Genomic DNA, 19,213 nt, shown 5'->3' with positions numbered 1-19,213 from the left:
TCCTTTGGCTCGCGGCCGGGCGTGTCAGAGGTGGTCGCCGCCGGCTGCGCTGGCGAAACCGCGCACGCGGATGCCACCGTCGACCTCGATTGCCTGGCCGGTGATGGGGCCGCTCTGTTCACGGGACGCGAGCAGCACATAGGAACCGGTGAAGTCACGGGGATCGGTGCTGGAGTCGTGCAGCGGAATGGGGGGCGGCGGCGTATCGGCGGTCCGCTTGGCGAACGACGTCGCTATCGAACGATCGCGCAGGGCAAGGGATTCCGGTCCGCGCAGGTCGGTGTTCATGCCGCCGCAGGCGACGCCGTTGACGCGTACCTTTGGTGCCAGTTCGTAGGCGAGTTCACGCATCAGACCCAGACAGGCATGCTTGCTCGCCGTGTAGATCGGTCCCCCTCCGGCGACATAGAAAGAGGCGTTGGACAGGGTCATGATGATGCTGCCGCGCGTCTTCACCAGTTCGCGCCAAGCGGCCTCGGCGGCCAGCATGTAGCCCTTGACGTTGATCGCGAACAACTCGTCGAAGGTGGCGGACAGCTCCTCGGCGGTCAGCCTGGTGAGCTGGCGCTGGTAGTCCCAGATACCGGCGTTCGTCACCAGGGTGTCGAGTTTGCCGAATTCGGTCACGGTTTCGCCGACGGCCGCGTGGAGCTGCTCGGAATCGCGGACATCGGCCTGTACGGCGTGCATGCGGGATCGGTCCGGCGAGTTCGCGCATACCTCCTTCAGCCGGTCGAGGTCCCGGCCAACTATCGTGACCGAAGCGCCTTCGGCGACAAAGCGTTCCGCCACGGCGCGACCGATGCCGGAGCCGCCGCCGGTGATGAGTGCGACGTAGCCGTCGAGCCAGCCGCTCATGCCAGATCGGCCAGGAAGTCGCCGACGAGTCGTTCGAATTCGCGTGCGCGTTCCAGCTGTACCCAATGCCCGCAGTTGCCGAAGACATGCAGCTGCACGTTGCGGATGTTCTTGAGCATGATCTGCGCGCCGTCGAGGGTGATCGTCCGGTCATCGCGGCCCCACAGCAGCAGCGTCGGTGCCTTGATCTTGTGCAGTTCGCGCCAGAGCGGATCCATGCCGTGGCGATTCGCGAAGGCGGCGTTGTAGCGGTGGTAGAACTCGATGTGGCTGTCGTCCAGCGACGCCTCGTAGCGGGCCTTGATCACCTCCGCACCGAACTGTTTGTGGTCGAAGACCATGGCGCGGATGAAGTTGGCCATCTTCTTCTCGCTGGGCCCGCCGCTGTTGTAGTAGCGGAACATCTCCTTCTGGCCCTCGGTCGGAGTAGGGCCGAACGGCAGCCAGCCGCCGCCGGGGGCCATGAGCACCAGACCGGAGATCCGCTCGGGCTGCGACTGCGCCATGGCGATCGCGGCCGCACCGCCGAGGCTGTTGCCGAGCAGATTGAACCGGTCGATGCCGAGCGAGTCCAGGGTCTGGAAGAGGGCGTCGACGGTGATCTGCGTGATCGAGCGCGCGTCGAGCGCGGCCTCGTCGGGTCGGTAGCTGCCGCCGAATCCAGGCTGGTCGGGCAGGATCACGCGGAAGCGGGTGGCCAGCGCGGCCAGGTTCTGGTGATAGTTGCTGACTCCGGACGCCCCCGGGCCGCCGCCGTGCAGCATGACCAGCACCGGGCCCGATCCCGCCTCGGCGACGGCGATCGGACCGAGCGTGGTCGAGACGGTGTGGTGAGTGAGCTGAACGTCGTTCTGCTGCACGGTGGTATCGAGTTCTGCGGTGGACACGATCGGGTCCCTCCCGTTAGAAGAAGGTGGATATGTTCTTGGCCTGCAGGATGTTCTGGTCCAGCAGGATGGTGCGGCGGGCCACGCGCAGCCCGGCCTCGTCGCGGCGCAGGATGTCGGTACGCCCACCCGCGAAGATGTTCTCCTCGCGTTCGAGCCGGTTGCGGTAGACGAGGAATGCCGACCGAACGAGCAGGTCGTCGGCGGTGAAGCCCGCGTGCTCATCCGGATCGACGTGGTGCACAACCACATTGGTGATCATGTGTCGGGTGCGCGAGGGCGGGTCCTCGGCCCATGCCATGCCCGAGTCGAAACGGCGGATGCGCCAGGCCAGGCTTTCCTTGGACTCGTCGTAATAGGCGGCCTCACCGCGCGCGGCGATCGACAGGGCCTGCTGCCGTCGTAGCCGGTTGGTGCGGGTGGGCATCCAGTAGTCGAGATCGTCGGCGAGCAACTCCAGCCAGTCGGTGAACCGGCCGTCGTCGAGCAGCTCTGCCTCGAAGTAGTAGAACTGTTCGACCTCGAAGTGGATATCGCGGTCTGCTCGTTGTCCGGCGAGCGACTGCGCCGTCGTGGTGCTCACGCTGTTATTCCATCCCTTCTTCAGGAGACCGTCGAAGCCGTTGTGCCGCAGGACGGCACATCATCCGCGCAGTAGTGTTCGAAGCCCGACCGACGAGTCCGCGAGCCGGTCCGGATCCACGGCGATTCCGCGATCGATGAGGCGGCGCGCCGCACGGACGGCCGCGGAATCGTCGACACCGACCGCACCGACGATCTGGTCACCGACCAGGCCGAAGGCAGCGAAAGCGGGATCGCCGAGTGCGCCGCGCAGTACGGTGCGCTCGGCTCCGCCCAGCGCGCCGACAACCTCGATGTGCCGGTGGTGGCGGTCGGTCCAGAACCATGAGGCACTGTCGGCCGGCGCGGCGATGCCGAGGATGGTCGCCGCAGCGCGCTGACCGTCACGCTGTGCGGCTTCCCAATGCTCGGTGCGTGGCGACAGGTCCCCGTCGCGGCGGGTGCGGGCGGGGTCGCCGACCGCGAGCACTGCGGGATTGGAGGTGGTCTGCGTGTGGTCGACGACGATGCCCCGGTCGACGTCCAGTCCGGCGGCCTCTGCGAGCCTGGTCTCGGGTGTCATACCTACACCGAGGACGACCACGTCGAAGTTGTCGGTTCGGTCGGTTCCGGTCAGCAGTGCCTCGATGCCGGAAGCGTTGTCGCGCAACGTCTGCACACCGGCAGATATGGTGCGGATACCGCGGGCGCTGTGCTGCTCATGCATCCATTGGGCGATCTCGGCGCCGACGGCTAACGTCAATGGCGGGCGGACCGGATCTACGAGTGTGACCTCGCATCCGAGATCGACTGCGGTGGAGGCGACTTCGGCCCCGATCAAACCCGCGCCGACAACCAGCACCCGGGCGCCGGGCGTCAAGGCGGCTCGCAGCCGCGTCGCGTCGTCGGCTGTGCGCAGCACGTGTACCCGGGTGCTGGTGCTGCCTGGAATCGGGGGACGAGTGGCACTGCCGCCGGTGGCGAGCACGACCCGGTCGGCGGTGATCGCCGTGCCGTCGAACAGCTCCACCTCACCGGTGGAAGCGTGCAATGCGGTGACCTTGCTTGCTGGAATTAGTCGAATCTTGTTGTCGTCATACCACTGCGGCGTTTGCAATGCGATCTCGGTGAGCTGTTTGGCACCGCTGAGGAAGTCCTTGGACAGCGGCGGCCGGTCATAGGGAAACTCACCGGTGTCCACGATGGTGACGTCGCCGACGAATCCCCCTGTGCGGAGTGAGGCGGCGGTACTGACACCCGCGATGCCGCCGCCGACGATCACGACGCTGCCGATCATGGCGCCTCGTTCGGGAACAGGTAGACCTCGCCGTCGCGGACTTCGACGCGGTGCGGACGCGCATCCCGGGTAGCTGGGAGGCATTGCACCTCGCCGCTTTTCAGACAGAACTTGCTCGAATGCATTGGGCATTCCACGAATCCGCCCTCCACCCAGCCTTCGGCGAGGGACGCGATCTCGTGCGGGCAGGTGTCATCGAGGGCGTAGACGCTGCCATCGTCGTCGCGCAGGAGCGCGACGTCGTCGTCGGTGCCGGTGACGGCCTTGCCAATCGCGATACCCTCGCCCACCGGAATCTCGTCCAATGCCGCGACGCGGATTCCATTGCTGCTCATCGGGTTTCCCTCTCGTGCCAGGCCGGGGTGTTCATCAGGTCGCGCCAGCGGCCGTAGAAGGCCCGGCCAGCCGCGTCGCTGTACAGTTCGCTGGTGGTGCCGGGGTGGCGGCCATCCTCTCGCTCGGAGCCGATCCCCATCTGGTAGTTCAGGGGCACCGAGTTGGTGATGAAGCCGTGCGAGATCGCCTGCACCTCGCTCCAGTTCTCGCCGTCGTCCTGTTCGAAGATGCCGCTGGGGCCGAAGGTTCGCAGGTTGTACAGCCGCTGTGCCTCACGGACTTCCGGCGGCATAGACTTGTCGACCACGGTCCAGGACCACACCTCCATCCGGTCGGGCCCCTTGGGATGCCAGACGCGAATGGTGCCGATCACCGGCAGGTAGGAGAAGTTCGGGAAGACCGTGGCATGGCCATCGGTGAGCGGGCCCTCCACCCGGGCGTCGCCGAGCCGCTCGCGCAGGGCCGCGTAGTCGATCCACTCGTGGACCTTCTGGGCGTTGAACCGGTTTTTCGGGTGCACCGGGAAGCCGTGCCCGTGCCCCTGGGGGTCGACGAACTGTCGGCCGGTGCGGTGCACGATCTCGGACTTGGGGTTCTTGTTGGGCGCCAGCACCTGTAGCGCCGAGGCGTGGCTCATGTTGACGTGATACCAGTCGGTGGCGAACTGCTCCGCAGCGAGCTTCCAGTTGCCCTCCAGCACCCATTTGTGCACGCCGCCGACGACCACGGTGCCTTCGTCGTCGTGGTCGAGCATGGCGTCCAGGTACCAGGCCATATCGCCCAGATAGTCGCGCAGCGATGCCGGCTGTGGGTTCCAGGTGCCGAAGATCAGCCCGCGGTAGGTCTCTACGTGCGGCACCTCGACCAAGCCCCAGTCGGCGGTGTCGAACGATTCCGGATAGCCGTCCTTGTTCGGAATGGAGACGAGCTTGCCGTCGAGATCGTAGGCCCAGCCGTGATAGGTGCAGGTGAAGTTGCGGGTCGCCCCTTCATCGGCGCGGCAGACACGGGCACCGCGGTGGCGGCAGGAATTCAGGTAGGCGCGGATGCGCCGGTCCTTGTCCATCGTGACGATGACCGGGTCCTCGCCCATGTAGGTGGTGAAGAAATCGCCCGGTTTGTGGAACTGGTCGATGTGCGCGAGGAACAGCCAGTTCGGAGCGAAGACGCGCCTCAGCTCCTGCCGGTACAACTGCTCATCCGTGAATATGGCCCGATCCAGCAGGCCGGTGTCGCTGTCGACCAGCCCCGAGACATCGATGTTGCGGACCAGCGCGGCCGGGCGGCGCAATGCGCCACACGGTGTGGCACATGCGGCTCCGCGGCCGGTGGCGGGTTCGATGGTGGAGGTCATGTGTACCAGGGAAGCGGTCGGGCCGGGCCGATCTCCACCGCACGTTCCGCAGGGCGGCACATGCGTCCGGGCGCGATAGCCGTGAAGTCGGATCCTCCCACCTCGTTCCATTGGACGGCACGCGCGCTATGAAGCGACGTGCCTCGCACGCGACTGTGGCTGGCATGCTCGCAGCACAGGCAATCGCACAGAGTGCTACCGATCCGCTCTCAGGATTGGTAGTGCGCGATATTCCCGTCCCGATCCCGAAGCCCGGGTGGACGCTCGTCCGCGTGGTGGCGACATCGCTGAACATGCACGATCTATGGACACTGCGCGGTGTCGGCCATCCACCCGAACGGCTGCCCATCATCCTCGGCTGTGATGCGGCGGGTTACGACGCCGCCGGCAACGAAGTGATCGTCCACCCGGTGATCGCTGATCCGGACGCGGGCGATGGCGACGAAACGCTGGACCCGAACCGTGCGTTGATGTCGGAACTTCACGACGGCACGTTCGCCGAATTCCTCACCGTTCCGACACGCAACCTCGTGCCGAAGCCGACGTGGCTGTCCTTCGAGGAGGCGGCTTGTCTGCCCGTCGCGTGGACGACCGCATACCGGATGTTGTTCACCAAGGCGGGCATTCGCGCGGGGGACCGGGTGCTCGTGCAGGGTGCCGGCGGGGGAGTCGCCTCTGCTGCAATCAAACTCGCCGTCGGTGCGGGTGCCGTGGTCTACGCGACCAGCCGCAGCGCCGCGAAGCGGCGCGAGGCTCTGACGTGGGGTGCACACGCGGCTCTCCCGAGCGGTGAGCGGCTGCCCGAAAAGGTCGACGTTGTCATCGAGACCGTTGGCGCGGCGACGTGGGAGCACTCGTCGCGCTCATTGCGGCCCGGCGGAGCGGTCGTCGTTGCCGGGGCGACCAGCGGTGCCCAGCCGCCGGCCGATCTCGCCCGGATCTTCTATCTGCAGCAGCGCATTCTCGGTTCCACGGGCTGCACCCGAGGTGAATTGGTATCCATGCTGCGCATGATGGAGTCCACCGGCGTGCGCCCCGTCATCGATCGGACGTTCCCGCTCACCGATATTCACAAGGGCTTCCAGCTCATGATCGACGGCGAGCTCACCGGCAAGGTCGTCATCAATCCTCCCGCTACGGCGCATTGACCGCCCGGCACTACTCACCTCCGAGGTACCACTCATGACCGCAGCAGCTGTGGGGCTGTCCCATTCGCCACTCATCGGCAAGAACGACCCCGAGCCGGATGTACTAGCCCGCGTCGGCGAGGCCATCACGGCCGCAAGGGAATTCATCCAGGCATTCGATCCGGAACTTGTGGTGCTCTTCGCGCCCGACCATTACAACGGCTTCTTCTACAAGGAGATGCCGCCGTTCTGCCTGGCCACCGAGGCACACGCGGTCGGCGATTTCGGCACCACCGCCGGGCCGCTGTCAGTGGACTCCAGTGCTGCCGAGCTCATCGCGCGAGGGGTGCTCGATCGGGGCATCGATCTGACCGTGTCGTCGAGAATGACCGTCGACCACGGCTTCGTCCAGCCGTTGGAGATGCTGTTCGGCGGAATCGCCGAGGTGCCGGTCGTACCGGTGTTCGTCAACGGGGTGGCGACGCCGCTGGGTCCGGTGCACCGGATCCGGGCCCTGGGCACCGCCATCGGCGACACGGCCAACGAGCTCGACTTCCGGGTGCTGTACCTGGCCTCCGGCGGGCTTTCCCATGATCCGCCCGTGCCGGTGCTGGAAGGCGCACCACCGCGCGTGGCCGACGCACTCATCGAAGGCCATCCGCCCACGCCGGTCCAGCGTGCCAAGGGCGAGGAACGAGTCGTGCAGGCAGGCCGTGACTACGTCGCCGGAACCTCGACGATGATCCCGATCAATCCGGATTGGGACAATCACCTGCTCGACGTGCTCCAAACCGGCGCCCTCGCGGAATTCGACGACTGGACCGTGGAGGGCATGGCAGAGCACGGTGGCGGCTCCGCACACGAAGTGCGTACCTGGATCGCGGCGTACGCGGCCCTCGCCGCCGGTGGCGAGTACGAGATGAATCACCGCTTCTACGAGGCGATTCCGGCGTGGATCGCCGGCTTCGCGGTAACGACGGCACGGCGGCGATGAAGCCATCGGAAGGACGTGAAACCACCATGAGCACAACCGAAATCGACGCGAACATCGTCGGATTGGCTGCCGACCGCATCACCGGCGCGATCCGTGAACTGCGGCCGGTCCCGCCGGTGCGTGACCTGATCGGCGTAGGCGACATCGCACTCGCCTACGCCGTTCAAGAAGAGCTGATTCGCCGCCGTGAAGCGGCAGGCAGTATCGTCGTCGGCCGGAAGATCGGACTCACATCTCCCGCGGTGCAACAGCAGCTCGGTGTCGACCAGCCGGACTTCGGCGTGCTGCTCGCCGACATGGACGTCTCCGGTGCGGCCGAGATTCCTTCGCGGAAGCTGCTGCAGCCGAAGGCGGAGGCCGAGGTCGCCTTCGTGCTGAAATCGGATCTGGCCGAAGGCGAACTGGACGACGCACAGATCCGCGCCGCGGTGGACTACGCGGTGGCCGCGCTCGAGATCGTGGACTCCCGCATCGCGGACTGGGACATCACCATCAGCGACACCGTGGCCGACAACGCTTCCAGCGGACTGTTCGTGCTGGCCGAGAAGCCGCTCACGTTGGACGAGTTCACCCCGCGCGAAGTGACCATGCGGATGTACGCCGACGACGCACTCGTGTCCGAGGGGACCGGCGCGGCATGCCTCGGCGACCCGCTCAACGCCCTGGCCTGGTTGGCTCGCACCGCCCGCGAGTACGGAAACCCCTTGCGAGCCGGGCAGATCATCCTCTCCGGTGCGCTCGGCCCCATGGTGCCCGCCCCGCCCGGCACCCGCATCCGCGCCGACATCGGCCCGCTCGGTTCGGTGTCCGCCACGTTCTCCCCGAAGGAGGGGCAATGACCAAGACCAAGGTGGCCATCATCGGCTCCGGCAATATCGGCACCGACCTGATGATCAAGATCCTGCGCCTGTCCGACACCCTCGAAATGGGGGCGATGGTCGGCATCGACCCCGAATCGGATGGCCTGGCCCGGGCCAAGCGCCTGAAGGTGCCCGCGACCCACGAGGGGGTCGACGGGCTGACCAGCCTGCCCGGCTTCGACGACATCGAGATCGTGTTCGATGCGACCTCGGCCAAGGCGCACATCGCGAACGCGAAAAAGCTTGCGCCGTACGGCAAGACATTGATCGACCTCACCCCGGCCGCGATCGGCCCGTTCGTGGTGCCACCTGTCAACCTGGACGAGCACCTCGACGCCGGGGTGAGCAATGTCAACATGGTCACCTGCGGCGGACAGGCGACGATCCCCATGGTCGCGGCAGTCTCCGCTGTCACGCCGGTGCACTATGCGGAAATCGTCGCTTCCATCTCGTCGAGATCCGCCGGGCCCGGCACCCGCGCGAACATCGACGAATTCACCGAAACCACCTCCCACGCCATCGAATCCGTCGGCGGAGCGGCGCGCGGCAAAGCGATTATCATCCTGAATCCAGCCGAACCGCCGCTGATCATGCGTGACACCGTCTTCTGCCTCATCGGCGACGCCGACCACAACGCGATCCGGGCCTCGATCGCTGAAATGGCTGACCGGGTATCCCAATACGTGCCCGGTTACCGGCTCAAGCAGGAAGTCCAGTTCACACCGATTCCGGCGGACGAGCCGGTCAACACCTTGGTGCCCGCCGGTGCGGGGCCGGTGACCACTCGGGTTTCGGTGTTCCTCGAAGTCGAAGGCGCGGCCCACTACCTGCCCGCCTACGCCGGGAACCTCGACATCATGACCTCCGCGGCGCTGCGCGTCGCGGAGTCCATCGCTCGACGCAAAACAACTGCCGCCGACGCTGATTCGCGTCTCGCCACGGAGGCTGCACGATGACCCGCCAGCTCTACATCCAAGACGTCACCCTCCGTGACGGCATGCATGCCATCCGTCACCGCATCGACCCCGCTGACGTCGGCCGCATCGTGGCGGCGCTGGCCGCCGCAGGCGTCGACGCCATCGAAGTCGCCCACGGTGACGGGCTCGCGGGCGGCTCGGTCAACTACGGCCCCGGCAGCCACACCGACTGGGAATGGATCGAGGCCGCCGCCGCCAACATCGGCGACGCCGTGCTCACCACCCTGCTGCTGCCCGGCATCGGCACCATCGCGGAACTGAAGCGCGCCCACGACCTGGGCGTGCGATCGGTGCGGATCGCCACCCACTGCACCGAGGCCGACATCTCCGCCCAGCACATCGGCACCGCCCGGGAACTCGGCATGGACGTGTCCGGATTCCTGATGATGAGTCATATGGCCGAGCCGAAGGAGCTGGCGACCCAGGCCAAGCTGATGGAATCGTATGGCGCACAATGCGTCTACGTCACCGACTCCGGTGGCCGACTGACAATGGACGACGTGCGGGAGCGCATCCGCGCCTATCGCGACGTACTCGACGCCGGCACCCAGATCGGCATCCACGCCCACGAAAACCTGTCGCTGTCGGTGGCCAACAGCGCCGTTGCCGTGGAAGAGGGCGTCACTCGCGTCGACGCCTCCCTCGCCGGTCAGGGGGCCGGTGCGGGAAACTGCCCGATCGAACCTTTCATCGCGGTCGCGAATATCAAAGGCTGGCAACACAACTGCGATCTCTTCGCCCTGCAGGACGCCGCCGACGACCTCGTGCGCCCGCTCCGTGACCGACCGGTCCAGGTCGACCGCGAAACCCTCACCCTCGGCTACGGCGGTGTGTACTCCTCGTTCCTCCGCCACGCCGAGCTGGCCGCCCAGCGCTACGGCGTCGACGCTCGGACCCTGCTCCTGGAGGTCGGTCGTCGACGGCTCGTCGGCGGCCAGGAAGACATGATCGTCGATATCGCCCTCGATCTCGTCGGTGAAAAGCAGCTCACGCCCGGCAGCTGACCTCCCGACTAACACCGATGGCCCACCCCGCCCCCCACTCCTGGCCGGGGTGGGCCATCGCCACCCTGACCCTGTTCCCACCCAGGATGAACGCGCTGTTCACCTGGGCCCACGACTGCGCAGATCAACAACGAATCAAGGAGAGCCGACATGGCCGAGGCAACCACGGCGCGGCAAGACGTGCGGGGCTGCTGCCACGAGTGGTCTCGTCGATCTCGGTCATCACCGTGGTGTGGGCGACGCCGAGCTGGTCCGCGATCTGAGCGAGAGATGGCCGTCTCGATAGTCGGCGTGGACGCCGGGCCGGAAGTGACCCAGGGTCAGCCGATCCCATGGCTGGAGGCGATGAAGAGGGAGCACACCATCGCCGCGCCCGCCTCGGGCGTGCTCACGGAACTGAATGTGATTGCCGGACAACAGGTAGAGGTCGGCACCGTGCTGGCCGTGGTGGAGGAACAGCCATGAGTTTCATCGAATCGGACGAGCAGAAGGCGCTGCGGGCGACCGTAGCCAAGCTCGCGCAGAAGTACAACTACATCGACTACGTGCGGCCCAAGACCCAGGCCGGTGAGCCCCTCGACGAGCTGTGGAAGGAAGCGGCCGGCCTCGGCTTCGTCGGGCTGAATCTGCCCGAGGAATACGGCGGCGGCGGGGCGGGCATCTACGAGCTGTCGCTGGTGCTCGAGGAACTGTCGGCCCAGGGCGCGAGCCTGCTGCTGATGATCGTCTCGCCCGCCATCTGCGGCACCATCATCACCCGCTACGGCACCGACGCCCAGCGCGCGAACTGGTTGCCGCGCATGGCCGACGGCTCGGCGAAGATGGCCTTCGGCATCACCGAGCCCGACGCGGGCAGCAACTCGCACAAGATCATCACGACCGCCACCCGCGACGGCTCCGACTGGATCCTCAACGGCCGCAAGATCTTCATCTCCGGCGTCGACGAGGCCGACGCCATCCTGGTCGTCGCGCGCACGGCCGACAACAAGACCGGCAACCTCAAACCGGCCCTGTTCATCGTGCCCACCGACACGCCCGGCCTGGTGAAGACCAAGCAGGACATGGACTTCGCGGAACCGAACAACCAGTTCACCCTGTTCTTCGACGAGCTGCGCCTGCCCGCCGACACCCTCGTCGGCGCGGAGGACGCCGCGATCGCGCAGCTGTTCGCGGGCCTGAATCCCGAGCGGATCATGGGCTCGGCTCTCGCCGTCGGCCTGGGCCGATACGCGATCGCGCGGGCGGTCGAGTACGCGAAGCAGCGCCAGGTGTGGAAGACCCCGATCGGCGCGCACCAGGGCATCGCGCATCCGCTGGCCAAAGCCAAGATCGAACTCGAACTCGCCAAACTGATGATGCAGAAGGCCGCGAGCCTCTACGACGCCGGTGACGAGTCCGGGGCGGCGGAGGCCGCGAATATGGGCAAATACGCGGCGGCGGAAGCGAGTATCGCCGCACTGGACACCGCCGTGCAGACCTTCGGCGGTTCGGGTCTGACCGCCGATGTCGGCCTCGCCTCGATGCTCGGTGTCGTGCGCATAGCCCGTGTCGCGCCGATCAGCCGCGAGATGATCCTCAACTTCGTGTCCCAGCACAGCCTCGGTCTGCCGAAGAGCTACTGAGGGAAGGGCTATCGACGCGGACCCCGCCGCCGCGGTCGCAGGCCGCTTCGACGACGGCGATCTGGCCGCGATCCTCGATCACCAGGCCAAGTTCTCCAGTCTTTCCGATGCCGTGCGCGCCGACGAGGCGCACTCGGTCCAGCCCGGCACCAGCAATTGGGGGAGGTTCGGCGCATGACGCATCCGAAAGCCCCAACGCCGCCTGACGAGTTGGACGCGACCTGCCGCCGGATGCGGCTGCCCTATCTGCGCAAGGCCGCACCCGACGTGCTCGCGACCGCCCGCGCAACGCTGGGATTCCGCCGAAGTGGTGCGGGTGCTGCTCAACGAGGAAGTCTCCGGCCGCAACTCCGCGACCCGTCGCCAACGCCGCAAGCGCGCGAATTTCCCCACCGGCAAGGCGTTTTCGTCGTGGCTGCCGGAGGAATCCGCGATCTCCGAAGCCACCCAGAACGCGCTCGCGACGTTGTCAGGACAACATGAGGCCACCGTCGACGTTGAACGCTGATCCGGTGATGTTCCGAGCCTTGTTGGACGCCAGGAAGGCCACCATGTCGCCGATGTCGTCTACGACGTTGAGCACCCGTCAGCGAGAACCGCCAATCTTGGATAGGCGCCGGCAGACCTTGGGCGACCTGTGGTCCGTGCACAAGCCCTTACCCCGGAGTCGTTGTGCGCGGACGTTGCCGATGCACGGGCAGGCGCGACACGCGGTTGATCACGCTGCTTCCGCGGCTGATCGCCCGTCGGGCCGAGCGCGCGGCCGACCTGCGCCTGCTCGAGCCTACGATGCCGGTTGGATCGCCGCCGAGCTGGCCCTGCTGCACAGCCCGCGCGTCGCGGTACGAACCCGGTACCGACCCGTGAACGTTGTCGCGACCGCCCTGCGCAGACGTGAACCCAGCGTCCATGCGCGAGCTGATCTCATCGACGAAATCAATGCGAGCCTATTGACACGAACCGTTTCCCGCTACGCCCGAGCGCTCCTACGCTCACTGTACAACCGCGAGCAACGGCGCCGCGTGCGGCGTCGACACAACAATCGTGAGGAGAAGCTTGTGACTTCAACGGATGCAGTCGCGAAGGTGGATGCTGTCGCGAAGGAATACTTTGCCGCGGTCAATCGGCGGGATTTCGAAACACTGACAAACCTGCTCGCCCCGGATGTCGTCTTTGAACATGAAAGCCCGATCGAGGGGCGCGACAAGATCATTTCGATGTTGCAAGGGATCTGCACCGCCTTCCCTGATCTCACAATCTCCGTTACCGACCAGATCAGCCGCGAGGACGAGGTAGTGTGCTTCCTGCTTGGGTCAGGAACCTGGCGGGGTGAGTTCGCCGGGGTTCCGCCGACCGGCAGGCACTTCGCAGCTCGTACCGTCGACCGTATTCGATTCTCCGGTGCGTCCATTGCGAGCATTTCGACGGTGTGCGAGGTCCTGGGCGGCTTCAGCGTGATGCACCAGTTGGGGATCACTGCGCAGACGTCGGAGGTGTAAGCGACCGCCTTCAACGGCGGGTGGTCGGGCGGCACGAAGCACGGCGCGGCGTTCGGCCACGCCAAGATCGAGCTAAGTCGCTGCTGGTGTGCGGGCTGAAGGTGCTGGCGGCCACCGTGTCCACGCCGCCGGCGCCGCCCGGGGCGCGGCCAGGTGGCCGAAGCCATCAGCACCGCCCGCCAGGCCGGCGCGACGGGCACGATCGTGGTGCGCGCCTACTTCGCCGGGGCGTTCGTGGCCGCGTGCCGCCGCAACGGGGCACACTTCTCGGTCACCGTGCGGATGGATCCCAAGGTCAAACACGCGATCACCGGCATCGCCGACGACGCATGGACCGCGATCAACTACCCCAACGCCATTCATGACGAAGCCACCGACACCTGGATTTCCGACGCCGAGATCGCCGAAGTGCCTTGCACCGTTCGTCTCCAAGGCCGCGCACCGCACCGACGGCAACCTGATCGTGCGGCGGGTGAAGCGGCTGAACCGCAAGGCCGCCGCGCAGGGCGCGGGCGAGCTGTTCGCCACCTACCGGTATCACGCGCTGTTCACCGACAGCCCGTTCCCACTCCTCCGCGCCGAGCCCGACCACCGCGGCCACGCCGTCGTTGAGCAGGTCTTCGCCGACCTGATCGACGGCCCGTAGGCCCACCTGCCCCTGGCCGCGTTCAACGCCAATGCCGCCTGGGTCCAGCGCGCGGTCACCGCGCACACGCTGACCCGAGCACTGGGGCACTGGCCTCGGCCCGCCATGCGAAGGCCCGCGGCGCCACCATCCGCACCGAACTGATCGCCGTCGCCGCTCGTCCCGCCCGCACCGGACGTGACGAGATCACCTGGCGCCTACCCGAAGCCTGGCCATGGCAGGACGTCTGGCACGGAGTCCGAAATGAGCACTCAAAGCTGAACCCACTCAACGAGTCCATGCTCTGGACCAGGCGCCTCGACGACGACTCGGGGCACAGGTGGCTCCGCCGGCGCCTGCACGCCCTCACCTGTGGCTTTGGGGCGTCTGCACCGCTGTCCGAAGGTACCGACCCGCGAACGTTATCGCGGTTGCGCTCGCGCTTCCGCCTTGCACAGACGTGAACCCAACGTCCGTGCGCGAACGGATTCCATCGACGCAATCAATGCGACCCTTTTGACAGGAACCGTTTCCCGCTATGCCCGATCACTCCTACACTTCCCGTCTGCCGCGAGCACAGGTGCCGTGTGCGGCGTCGGCACGAGCGGGCCTGACCGAGGCGAGCGCGAATGAGGCAAAGGAGCCCCATGACAGCCACCATTCCGGAGTCGACCAGTGTCGCTCCCATCCTCAATCGGGTAGAGGCAGCCCTCGGCGACGATCTTGTTCCCGCGGAGATCTTCAACAACGAAGCGGTCTTCGGGGCCGAACTGGACAAGATCTTCTCCACCTGCTGGGTGTTCGTCGCCCACGAGAGCGAAATCCCCAAGCCCGGCGACTTCGTTCAGCGTCGAATCGGCCTCTACCCTGGATTCGCTGGTGAATCCCAGCGGGTTTCCTGGCGAAACCCAGCCGACCCCCGAAATCGGACAGGGTCGATGCCGACTAATTCCAGCGCGGGCTCAGCGGAGCGCATCCAGACACCAATAGCTTACGCAGCATGAGGACAGCACCAATGTCTCTGCCGTACAGCATGATCCGGCCGCTATGAATGCCCGGTCCGTCGGTGCGAAGGCACCGACGGTGTATCTCCGAGTGGCAGACATCGCGCCGAATTTCACCAGCATGTCATGGCTGAAAACCGCTGGCACCGCGCTGAAATTCGCCAGGAAACCGCGGTCATAGCGCCCGGCCACGGCCTCAGTGACGACGACTGATCCCGCACTGGACGGTATCCGGGTCCGCAAGCCGGCACCGGCGTTGACTACGGCCAAGTGCCGGCCAAGGCGAGCGATGCGCTGGTTGATGGGCCTCAGCGCTATTCCGCACAACTCTTATCGCGGAAAAGGCGAGCTACAAGAGGTGACGCGTAGACCTTGGTCAGGCCAACATGAGGCCACCGTCGACGTTGAACGCTGATCCGGTGATGTTCCGAGCCTTGTTGGACGCCAGGAAGGCCACCATGTCGCCGATGTCATCAGTGGTCTGGAACCGGCCGAGCGGGATATTCGAAAGGAAGCCTTCCCATCCGTCTTCGAAACTGAGGCCCTTGAGTCCGCTGAACTCTTCGACCACCTTGACGTGTAGATCGGTGGCCACGATGCCGGGGTGGACGGAGTTGACGGTGATGTCGTACTGGGCGAGTTCGGCTGCGAGGCTCTGGGTCATGCCGACGATGGCGAACTTCGATGCCGAGTAGGGCGCGATCAGGGCGATGCCTCGTTGGCCGCATATTGACGACATGTTGATGATGCTGCCGCCGCGCTGCTCGATGAGTGCCGGCAGAAGTGCCCGGGTCGTCGTGAAGGTGCCCCGCACGTTGATCGACATCAGGAGGTCGAATTCCTCATCGGTCACGTCAGTGGTGTTGCGGGCTCCGATGTTCATGCCCGCGTTGTTGACGAGGATGTCGACCCGACCGTATTCGCGCAGCACGGTCGAGGCCAATTCATTCGCGGAGGCGGAGTCCCGGACGTCGAGGTGGACGCCGAGTGAGTCGGTTGGCAGTTCGTCGGCTCGCTTTTGGGCCGCTGCGAGATCGATGTCGGCGATCACGATGTTCGCCCCCTCGTCGCTCAGCTTCTGCGCACAGGCCAGGCCTATGCCGTTGGCGCCGCCGGTGACGACAGCCACCTTGCCGTCAAGATCAGACATGAGTGTTTCCTTTCGTCGGCGGTGGGCCGAATCAATGGGCGGTGCTGGGATGACGGGCCCGGCTAGACCGGTGAGGGGGTCCAGAGTCCGCTGTCATCGCGCTGTTTCAGCATGATCGGGAGCATTACCTCGGTCATGGCCCCACCGGTGCCCCACTGATCCTGGGTGTCAGGAGCCATCGGATCGTATGTTGTTGGCTCCCAGGTGGCCTCATCAACGAGTTCGAGTTCGGTCGTGTATTCGATCACGTTGTCCAGGGGATCGAAAAAGTAGGAGAACGTGTTGTCGCCGGCGCTATGGCGACCCGGGCCCCACAGCGGCCGGTAGCCACTGCGAATCATCCGGCCCGTGCCCCGCATGTACTCGTCCAGCCCACGCATCTCGAACGAGATGTGATTCAACGATGTGGACGGCGCCCGTGAGATCGCCAGAATGTGATGCTGCGAACTGCTGCGCATGAAGCACATCAGATCGCCCAACCAGTCCGACAATCGGAATCCCAGATGCGTTTCGTAGAACGCCTTGGTCTTGTGGACGTCCGTCGAATTGATCACTACGTGGCTGAGCTTGCGCGGTATCGACTCCCGCTCCTCGAGCAATCGGAATGGGCGCTGCTCCACGTCCGCAGACACCTCGATGAGACGGCCGTCCGGGTCGAAGAACCGCAGACCGTACCCGCCTCCCGGGGTTGTCAACACGGCCGGGTCGCGATCGATCTTCACCCCTGCCCGTCCCAAGCGCTCAGCCAGGAGGTCGACCTCACCGATCGACTCCGCCGCGAAGGCAATCAGGTCGAGACGCTTCAGTCGGTCCTCTCGTACGCGCAGGATGTAGTGCTCTGGATCAGCGGGCGTCCCGAAGAACGTCACCCCCGAATCGCTGGCTATCGGCAGTAGACCCCACACCTTCGTGTAGAACTCCACAGCCTGGTCATAGTTCGGCACAGCAAGACCGACATGCCGCAGATGCGTGATCGGACTGAATCCGGAAGCCATCGGCGAACTCCTCACCTCTTCACTGCATCCCGGGTGGGACACCGTCGAAGTAACGGTAGTGGCGCCAATCACGTGGCACCAACAATGTTTGGCGATGCTTTGCTATCGACCCGATCAATTCGACGGCCTACCATCAGCCCATGGATCTTCGGCAGGTCGATCTGAACCTCCTCGTGGCGTTCGACGTCCTCATGACCGAGCAGAATGTGACGGCAGCTGCGCGCAGACTTTCGGTCGGACAGTCGGCGATGAGTTCGACCTTGTCGAGGTTGCGGGCGTTGCTCAATGATCCGGTGCTCGAGCGCCGGGGCCGGACCATGTTCCCGACTCCGCTGGCGGAGGCACTCGTAGTTCCGGTTCGAGAGGCGCTGAGTCGGTTCGATTCGATTCTGACCGAACCGCCCGTCTTCGACCCTGAACGGGACCGTCGCAGTTTCACTGTGATGGCGAGTGAGTATGCTGCCCTGGCCGTGCTCCAGCCGTTACTGGTCGAGCTACGGAATGCAGCGCCGCACGTCGAGCTGCGCATCCGACCGGTTTCTGCGACCTTCCTCGACGACATGACAGCCGACACCGTGGATCTGACGATCGTTCCGCTGGCCGCGGACTCGATCACCGATCTGTTCGGTTGTCAGACGCTGTACAGCGACCCCTACGTCGTCGCCGTTGATGCGGCCAACCCGTTGGTCTCGAGCGAGATCACGCTCGAACAGTTTTCGTCGCTGCCCTATCTCGCGAGCGGCAATGGACATTCCCCTACGCTCGTCGAGACGCAACTGGACCGACTCGGCATTGCGCGGCGCCTGGAGGTGACTACGGGTTTCGGCATTGCCCCATTCCTGCTGCGCGACACCTCACTCGTCACCATTCTTCCCGCCAGTTTGGCGTCGACGGTCGCCGAGGGTGCGCGGTTGAAGTTGCTCACGCCACCCATGGCGCTGGAGCCGATGGTCGAGGCCATGGTCTGGGCAGACCGGAACCACGACGACCCCAGCCATCGCTGGCTGCGAGAACGGCTGGTCGATATCGCTTCCCGGAAAACGTGGTCTTCGATGCCGGGTGTCGCGCGGTGAACACGCCGATCGCGTCGGAAACTGGCTCTTTGCCACACCTTTCTCTCGCACAGCTGGGGCGTGTCGATCTGAACTTGCTGGTGGCGTTCGAGGCGTTGATGTCCGAACGGAGCGTCACCGGGGCAGCTGAGCGCCTGATGATCGGACAATCTGCGATGAGCTCGACCCTGGCGCGGCTGCGCAGGCTCTTCAAGGATCCAATTCTTGTGCGGCAGGGCCGAACCATGATCGCCACCCCGCTCGCGAACGCGCTGACCGACTCGGTGAGCAGCACATTGGCCGAGCTCCAGGTGACGTTGTCCTCCCTGGGCTCGTTCGACCCGGAGGTCGATGAGCATGCGTTTTCTGTGATCGCCAGCGACTTTGCGGCGGCCGCGCTTCTTCACCCGCTGCTGGTCGAGATCTCGTCGACGTACCCGAACATCCGTGTGCAGATTCGAACGGTCTCGCACGACATTCCCGCTGAGATGCTGCGCGGACGTGTCGACGTGATCGTGCTGCCGCGAGAGGCCATCTCGTCGTTCCCCGCTCTCTGGAGAGACGGCGTCCGTCGCGAGGTGCTCTATCGTGATCGCTGGGTGCTGGCGGCCGATGCCGCCAACCGCGCGCTTCGTTCGGCGATGACGGTCGAGGAGTTCAGCGCCATGCCCTACCTTGCGGCAACCTTCGCCGACGGGCAGCCCACTTTGGGTGACACGAACCTCGATGTCCTCGGCATACCGCGCAGAGTCGAGGTCAGTGCCAGCATCGCCGTGGCCCCCTTCATGTTGCGCGACACCACATTGGTGACGCTGATCCCGCGGACACTCGCGACACGCGTGGCCAAGGCCGCCAATCTGCAGTTCATCGATCCACCCATGCAGCTAGAGCCGATCACCGAAACGCTCATCTGGCTGCGCCGCCTCGACGCGGATCCCGCCCAGGCGTGGTTCCGTGACCGATTGCGGGCGCAGGCAGCCGCACTGGTGGCTACGCCCGGTCGCTGATTCG

23 protein-coding genes are annotated in these 19,213 nt (G+C 65.6%); 14 read left to right on the top strand and 9 right to left on the bottom strand.

The genetic code is table 11. The features are described from left to right. Positions 1-24 precede the first annotated feature (24 nt). The 6 genes from ACFYOW_RS15995 to ACFYOW_RS15970 are packed head-to-tail and all read right to left on the bottom strand — an operon-like array spanning position 25 to position 5,293. A complete protein-coding gene (locus ACFYOW_RS15995; protein WP_327100387.1) occupies positions 25-858 on the bottom strand; it encodes an SDR family NAD(P)-dependent oxidoreductase in 834 nt (277 codons plus the stop codon). Beyond that, positions 855-1,745 (bottom strand): alpha/beta fold hydrolase, encoded by an 891-nt coding sequence (locus ACFYOW_RS15990; RefSeq protein ID WP_387288459.1) that lies wholly within the window; start codon positions 1,743-1,745, stop codon positions 855-857. Before ACFYOW_RS15990 ends, ACFYOW_RS15995 begins: the two co-directional genes overlap by 4 nt. A 16-nt stretch (positions 1,746-1,761) precedes the next feature. Further along, on the bottom strand, positions 1,762-2,328 hold the full coding sequence (locus tag ACFYOW_RS15985; protein ID WP_387288457.1) for an aromatic-ring-hydroxylating dioxygenase subunit beta: 567 nt from the start codon (positions 2,326-2,328) through the stop codon (positions 1,762-1,764). 60 nt (positions 2,329-2,388) lie between these two features. Beyond that, the gene (locus ACFYOW_RS15980; RefSeq protein WP_387288455.1) at positions 2,389-3,603 is read right to left on the bottom strand and encodes an NAD(P)/FAD-dependent oxidoreductase; all 1,215 of its coding nucleotides are present in this window, start codon (positions 3,601-3,603) and stop codon (positions 2,389-2,391) included. Continuing rightward, complete coding sequence (locus ACFYOW_RS15975) at positions 3,600-3,938, bottom strand: non-heme iron oxygenase ferredoxin subunit (RefSeq protein ID WP_327100384.1); 339 nt, start codon at positions 3,936-3,938, stop codon at positions 3,600-3,602. Before ACFYOW_RS15975 ends, ACFYOW_RS15980 begins: the two co-directional genes overlap by 4 nt. Further along, positions 3,935-5,293: an aromatic ring-hydroxylating dioxygenase subunit alpha gene (locus ACFYOW_RS15970; RefSeq protein WP_387288453.1), complete on the bottom strand. Its 1,359-nt coding sequence runs from the start codon at positions 5,291-5,293 to the stop codon at positions 3,935-3,937. The genes ACFYOW_RS15975 and ACFYOW_RS15970 overlap by 4 nt, the downstream gene beginning before the upstream one ends. Positions 5,294-5,457: 164 nt before the next feature. Here ACFYOW_RS15970 and ACFYOW_RS15965 point away from each other — a divergent pair, with 164 nt between their 5' ends. From ACFYOW_RS15965 to ACFYOW_RS15925, 9 genes are all read left to right on the top strand, one after another. Next, positions 5,458-6,441 carry a zinc-binding dehydrogenase gene (locus tag ACFYOW_RS15965; protein WP_387288451.1) on the top strand — a complete coding sequence of 328 codons (984 nt, stop codon included), beginning with the start codon at positions 5,458-5,460 and terminating at the stop codon, positions 6,439-6,441. 34 nt (positions 6,442-6,475) lie between these two features. Beyond that, positions 6,476-7,414, top strand: coding sequence for a 3-carboxyethylcatechol 2,3-dioxygenase (locus ACFYOW_RS15960; RefSeq protein ID WP_387288449.1), 939 nt, complete (start codon positions 6,476-6,478; stop codon positions 7,412-7,414). 26 nt (positions 7,415-7,440) lie between these two features. Continuing rightward, on the top strand, positions 7,441-8,253 hold the full coding sequence (locus ACFYOW_RS15955) for a 2-keto-4-pentenoate hydratase (RefSeq protein ID WP_387288447.1): 813 nt from the start codon (positions 7,441-7,443) through the stop codon (positions 8,251-8,253). Then, complete coding sequence (locus tag ACFYOW_RS15950) at positions 8,250-9,230, top strand: acetaldehyde dehydrogenase (acetylating) (protein ID WP_387288445.1); 981 nt, start codon at positions 8,250-8,252, stop codon at positions 9,228-9,230. Before ACFYOW_RS15955 ends, ACFYOW_RS15950 begins: the two co-directional genes overlap by 4 nt. Beyond that, positions 9,227-10,255, top strand: coding sequence for a 4-hydroxy-2-oxovalerate aldolase (gene dmpG, locus ACFYOW_RS15945; RefSeq protein WP_387288444.1), 1,029 nt, complete (start codon positions 9,227-9,229; stop codon positions 10,253-10,255). The genes ACFYOW_RS15950 and dmpG overlap by 4 nt, the downstream gene beginning before the upstream one ends. A 17-nt stretch (positions 10,256-10,272) precedes the next feature. Further along, complete coding sequence (locus tag ACFYOW_RS15940; RefSeq protein WP_387288856.1) at positions 10,273-10,518, top strand: hypothetical protein; 246 nt, start codon at positions 10,273-10,275, stop codon at positions 10,516-10,518. Then, positions 10,406-10,720 carry an acetyl-CoA carboxylase biotin carboxyl carrier protein subunit gene (locus ACFYOW_RS15935; protein ID WP_387288442.1) on the top strand — a complete coding sequence of 105 codons (315 nt, stop codon included), beginning with the start codon at positions 10,406-10,408 and terminating at the stop codon, positions 10,718-10,720. Before ACFYOW_RS15940 ends, ACFYOW_RS15935 begins: the two co-directional genes overlap by 113 nt. After that, entirely contained in the window at positions 10,717-11,877 is a 1,161-nt protein-coding gene (locus tag ACFYOW_RS15930) for an acyl-CoA dehydrogenase family protein (RefSeq protein ID WP_387288440.1), read from the top strand. The genes ACFYOW_RS15935 and ACFYOW_RS15930 overlap by 4 nt, the downstream gene beginning before the upstream one ends. A 316-nt stretch (positions 11,878-12,193) precedes the next feature. After that, positions 12,194-12,385, top strand: a complete 192-nt coding sequence (locus ACFYOW_RS15925) for a hypothetical protein (protein ID WP_387288439.1) — start codon at positions 12,194-12,196, stop codon at positions 12,383-12,385. Here the strand turns inward: ACFYOW_RS15925 and ACFYOW_RS15920 are convergent. Then, positions 12,347-12,430, bottom strand: a complete 84-nt coding sequence (locus ACFYOW_RS15920) for a hypothetical protein (RefSeq protein WP_387288832.1) — start codon at positions 12,428-12,430, stop codon at positions 12,347-12,349. The two genes, ACFYOW_RS15925 and ACFYOW_RS15920, sit on opposite strands and share 39 nt — an antisense overlap. Positions 12,431-12,566: 136 nt before the next feature. Between ACFYOW_RS15920 and ACFYOW_RS15915 the strand changes: the two genes are divergently transcribed. The 3 genes from ACFYOW_RS15915 to ACFYOW_RS15905 all read left to right on the top strand — a co-directional run bounded on the left by ACFYOW_RS15915 (position 12,567) and on the right by ACFYOW_RS15905 (position 15,005). Beyond that, the gene (locus ACFYOW_RS15915) at positions 12,567-13,376 is read left to right on the top strand and encodes an ester cyclase (protein WP_387288437.1); all 810 of its coding nucleotides are present in this window, start codon (positions 12,567-12,569) and stop codon (positions 13,374-13,376) included. A 361-nt stretch (positions 13,377-13,737) separates the two neighbouring features. Beyond that, positions 13,738-14,022, top strand: a complete 285-nt coding sequence (locus ACFYOW_RS15910; RefSeq protein WP_387288435.1) for a hypothetical protein — start codon at positions 13,738-13,740, stop codon at positions 14,020-14,022. A gap of 626 nt (positions 14,023-14,648) precedes the next feature. Next, positions 14,649-15,005 (top strand): hypothetical protein, encoded by a 357-nt coding sequence (locus ACFYOW_RS15905; RefSeq protein ID WP_387288433.1) that lies wholly within the window; start codon positions 14,649-14,651, stop codon positions 15,003-15,005. A 376-nt stretch (positions 15,006-15,381) separates the two neighbouring features. Here ACFYOW_RS15905 and ACFYOW_RS15900 read toward each other — a convergent pair whose 3' ends face one another. Then, complete coding sequence (locus ACFYOW_RS15900) at positions 15,382-16,155, bottom strand: SDR family NAD(P)-dependent oxidoreductase (protein ID WP_387288431.1); 774 nt, start codon at positions 16,153-16,155, stop codon at positions 15,382-15,384. 62 nt (positions 16,156-16,217) lie between these two features. After that, positions 16,218-17,150, bottom strand: coding sequence for a VOC family protein (locus ACFYOW_RS15895; RefSeq protein ID WP_387288429.1), 933 nt, complete (start codon positions 17,148-17,150; stop codon positions 16,218-16,220). 140 nt (positions 17,151-17,290) lie between these two features. Between ACFYOW_RS15895 and ACFYOW_RS15890 the strand changes: the two genes are divergently transcribed. After that, positions 17,291-18,223 carry a LysR family transcriptional regulator gene (locus ACFYOW_RS15890; protein ID WP_387288427.1) on the top strand — a complete coding sequence of 311 codons (933 nt, stop codon included), beginning with the start codon at positions 17,291-17,293 and terminating at the stop codon, positions 18,221-18,223. Further along, positions 18,220-19,209 carry a LysR family transcriptional regulator gene (locus tag ACFYOW_RS15885; RefSeq protein WP_387288425.1) on the top strand — a complete coding sequence of 330 codons (990 nt, stop codon included), beginning with the start codon at positions 18,220-18,222 and terminating at the stop codon, positions 19,207-19,209. Before ACFYOW_RS15890 ends, ACFYOW_RS15885 begins: the two co-directional genes overlap by 4 nt. Positions 19,210-19,213 lie beyond the last annotated feature (4 nt).

Source organism: Nocardia sp. NPDC006982 (assembly GCF_042869435.1).
GTDB lineage: Bacteria > Actinomycetota > Actinomycetes > Mycobacteriales > Mycobacteriaceae > Nocardia.
This window is presented reverse-complemented; position numbering and strand designations above follow the sequence as displayed.

Excerpts from the sequence above, each read along its gene's own strand:
- ACFYOW_RS15995 (WP_327100387.1), bottom strand. The coding sequence starts at position 858 with ATGAGCGGCTGGCTCGACGGCTACGTCGCACTCATCACCGGCGGCGGC.
- ACFYOW_RS15980 (WP_387288455.1), bottom strand. The coding sequence starts at position 3,603 with ATGATCGGCAGCGTCGTGATCGTCGGCGGCGGCATCGCGGGTGTCAGT.
- ACFYOW_RS15975 (WP_327100384.1), bottom strand. The coding sequence starts at position 3,938 with ATGAGCAGCAATGGAATCCGCGTCGCGGCATTGGACGAGATTCCGGTG.
- ACFYOW_RS15970 (WP_387288453.1), bottom strand. The coding sequence starts at position 5,293 with ATGACCTCCACCATCGAACCCGCCACCGGCCGCGGAGCCGCATGTGCC.
- ACFYOW_RS15965 (WP_387288451.1), top strand. The coding sequence starts at position 5,458 with ATGCTCGCAGCACAGGCAATCGCACAGAGTGCTACCGATCCGCTCTCA.
- ACFYOW_RS15960 (WP_387288449.1), top strand. The coding sequence starts at position 6,476 with ATGACCGCAGCAGCTGTGGGGCTGTCCCATTCGCCACTCATCGGCAAG.
- ACFYOW_RS15955 (WP_387288447.1), top strand. The coding sequence starts at position 7,441 with ATGAGCACAACCGAAATCGACGCGAACATCGTCGGATTGGCTGCCGAC.
- ACFYOW_RS15950 (WP_387288445.1), top strand. The coding sequence starts at position 8,250 with ATGACCAAGACCAAGGTGGCCATCATCGGCTCCGGCAATATCGGCACC.
- dmpG (WP_387288444.1), top strand. The coding sequence starts at position 9,227 with ATGACCCGCCAGCTCTACATCCAAGACGTCACCCTCCGTGACGGCATG.
- ACFYOW_RS15940 (WP_387288856.1), top strand. The coding sequence starts at position 10,273 with ATGGCCCACCCCGCCCCCCACTCCTGGCCGGGGTGGGCCATCGCCACC.
- ACFYOW_RS15935 (WP_387288442.1), top strand. The coding sequence starts at position 10,406 with ATGGCCGAGGCAACCACGGCGCGGCAAGACGTGCGGGGCTGCTGCCAC.
- ACFYOW_RS15930 (WP_387288440.1), top strand. The coding sequence starts at position 10,717 with ATGAGTTTCATCGAATCGGACGAGCAGAAGGCGCTGCGGGCGACCGTA.
- ACFYOW_RS15920 (WP_387288832.1), bottom strand. The coding sequence starts at position 12,430 with ATGGTGGCCTTCCTGGCGTCCAACAAGGCTCGGAACATCACCGGATCA.
- ACFYOW_RS15915 (WP_387288437.1), top strand. The coding sequence starts at position 12,567 with ATGCACGGGCAGGCGCGACACGCGGTTGATCACGCTGCTTCCGCGGCT.
- ACFYOW_RS15910 (WP_387288435.1), top strand. The coding sequence starts at position 13,738 with ATGACGAAGCCACCGACACCTGGATTTCCGACGCCGAGATCGCCGAAG.
- ACFYOW_RS15905 (WP_387288433.1), top strand. The coding sequence starts at position 14,649 with ATGACAGCCACCATTCCGGAGTCGACCAGTGTCGCTCCCATCCTCAAT.
- ACFYOW_RS15900 (WP_387288431.1), bottom strand. The coding sequence starts at position 16,155 with ATGTCTGATCTTGACGGCAAGGTGGCTGTCGTCACCGGCGGCGCCAAC.
- ACFYOW_RS15895 (WP_387288429.1), bottom strand. The coding sequence starts at position 17,150 with ATGGCTTCCGGATTCAGTCCGATCACGCATCTGCGGCATGTCGGTCTT.
- ACFYOW_RS15890 (WP_387288427.1), top strand. The coding sequence starts at position 17,291 with ATGGATCTTCGGCAGGTCGATCTGAACCTCCTCGTGGCGTTCGACGTC.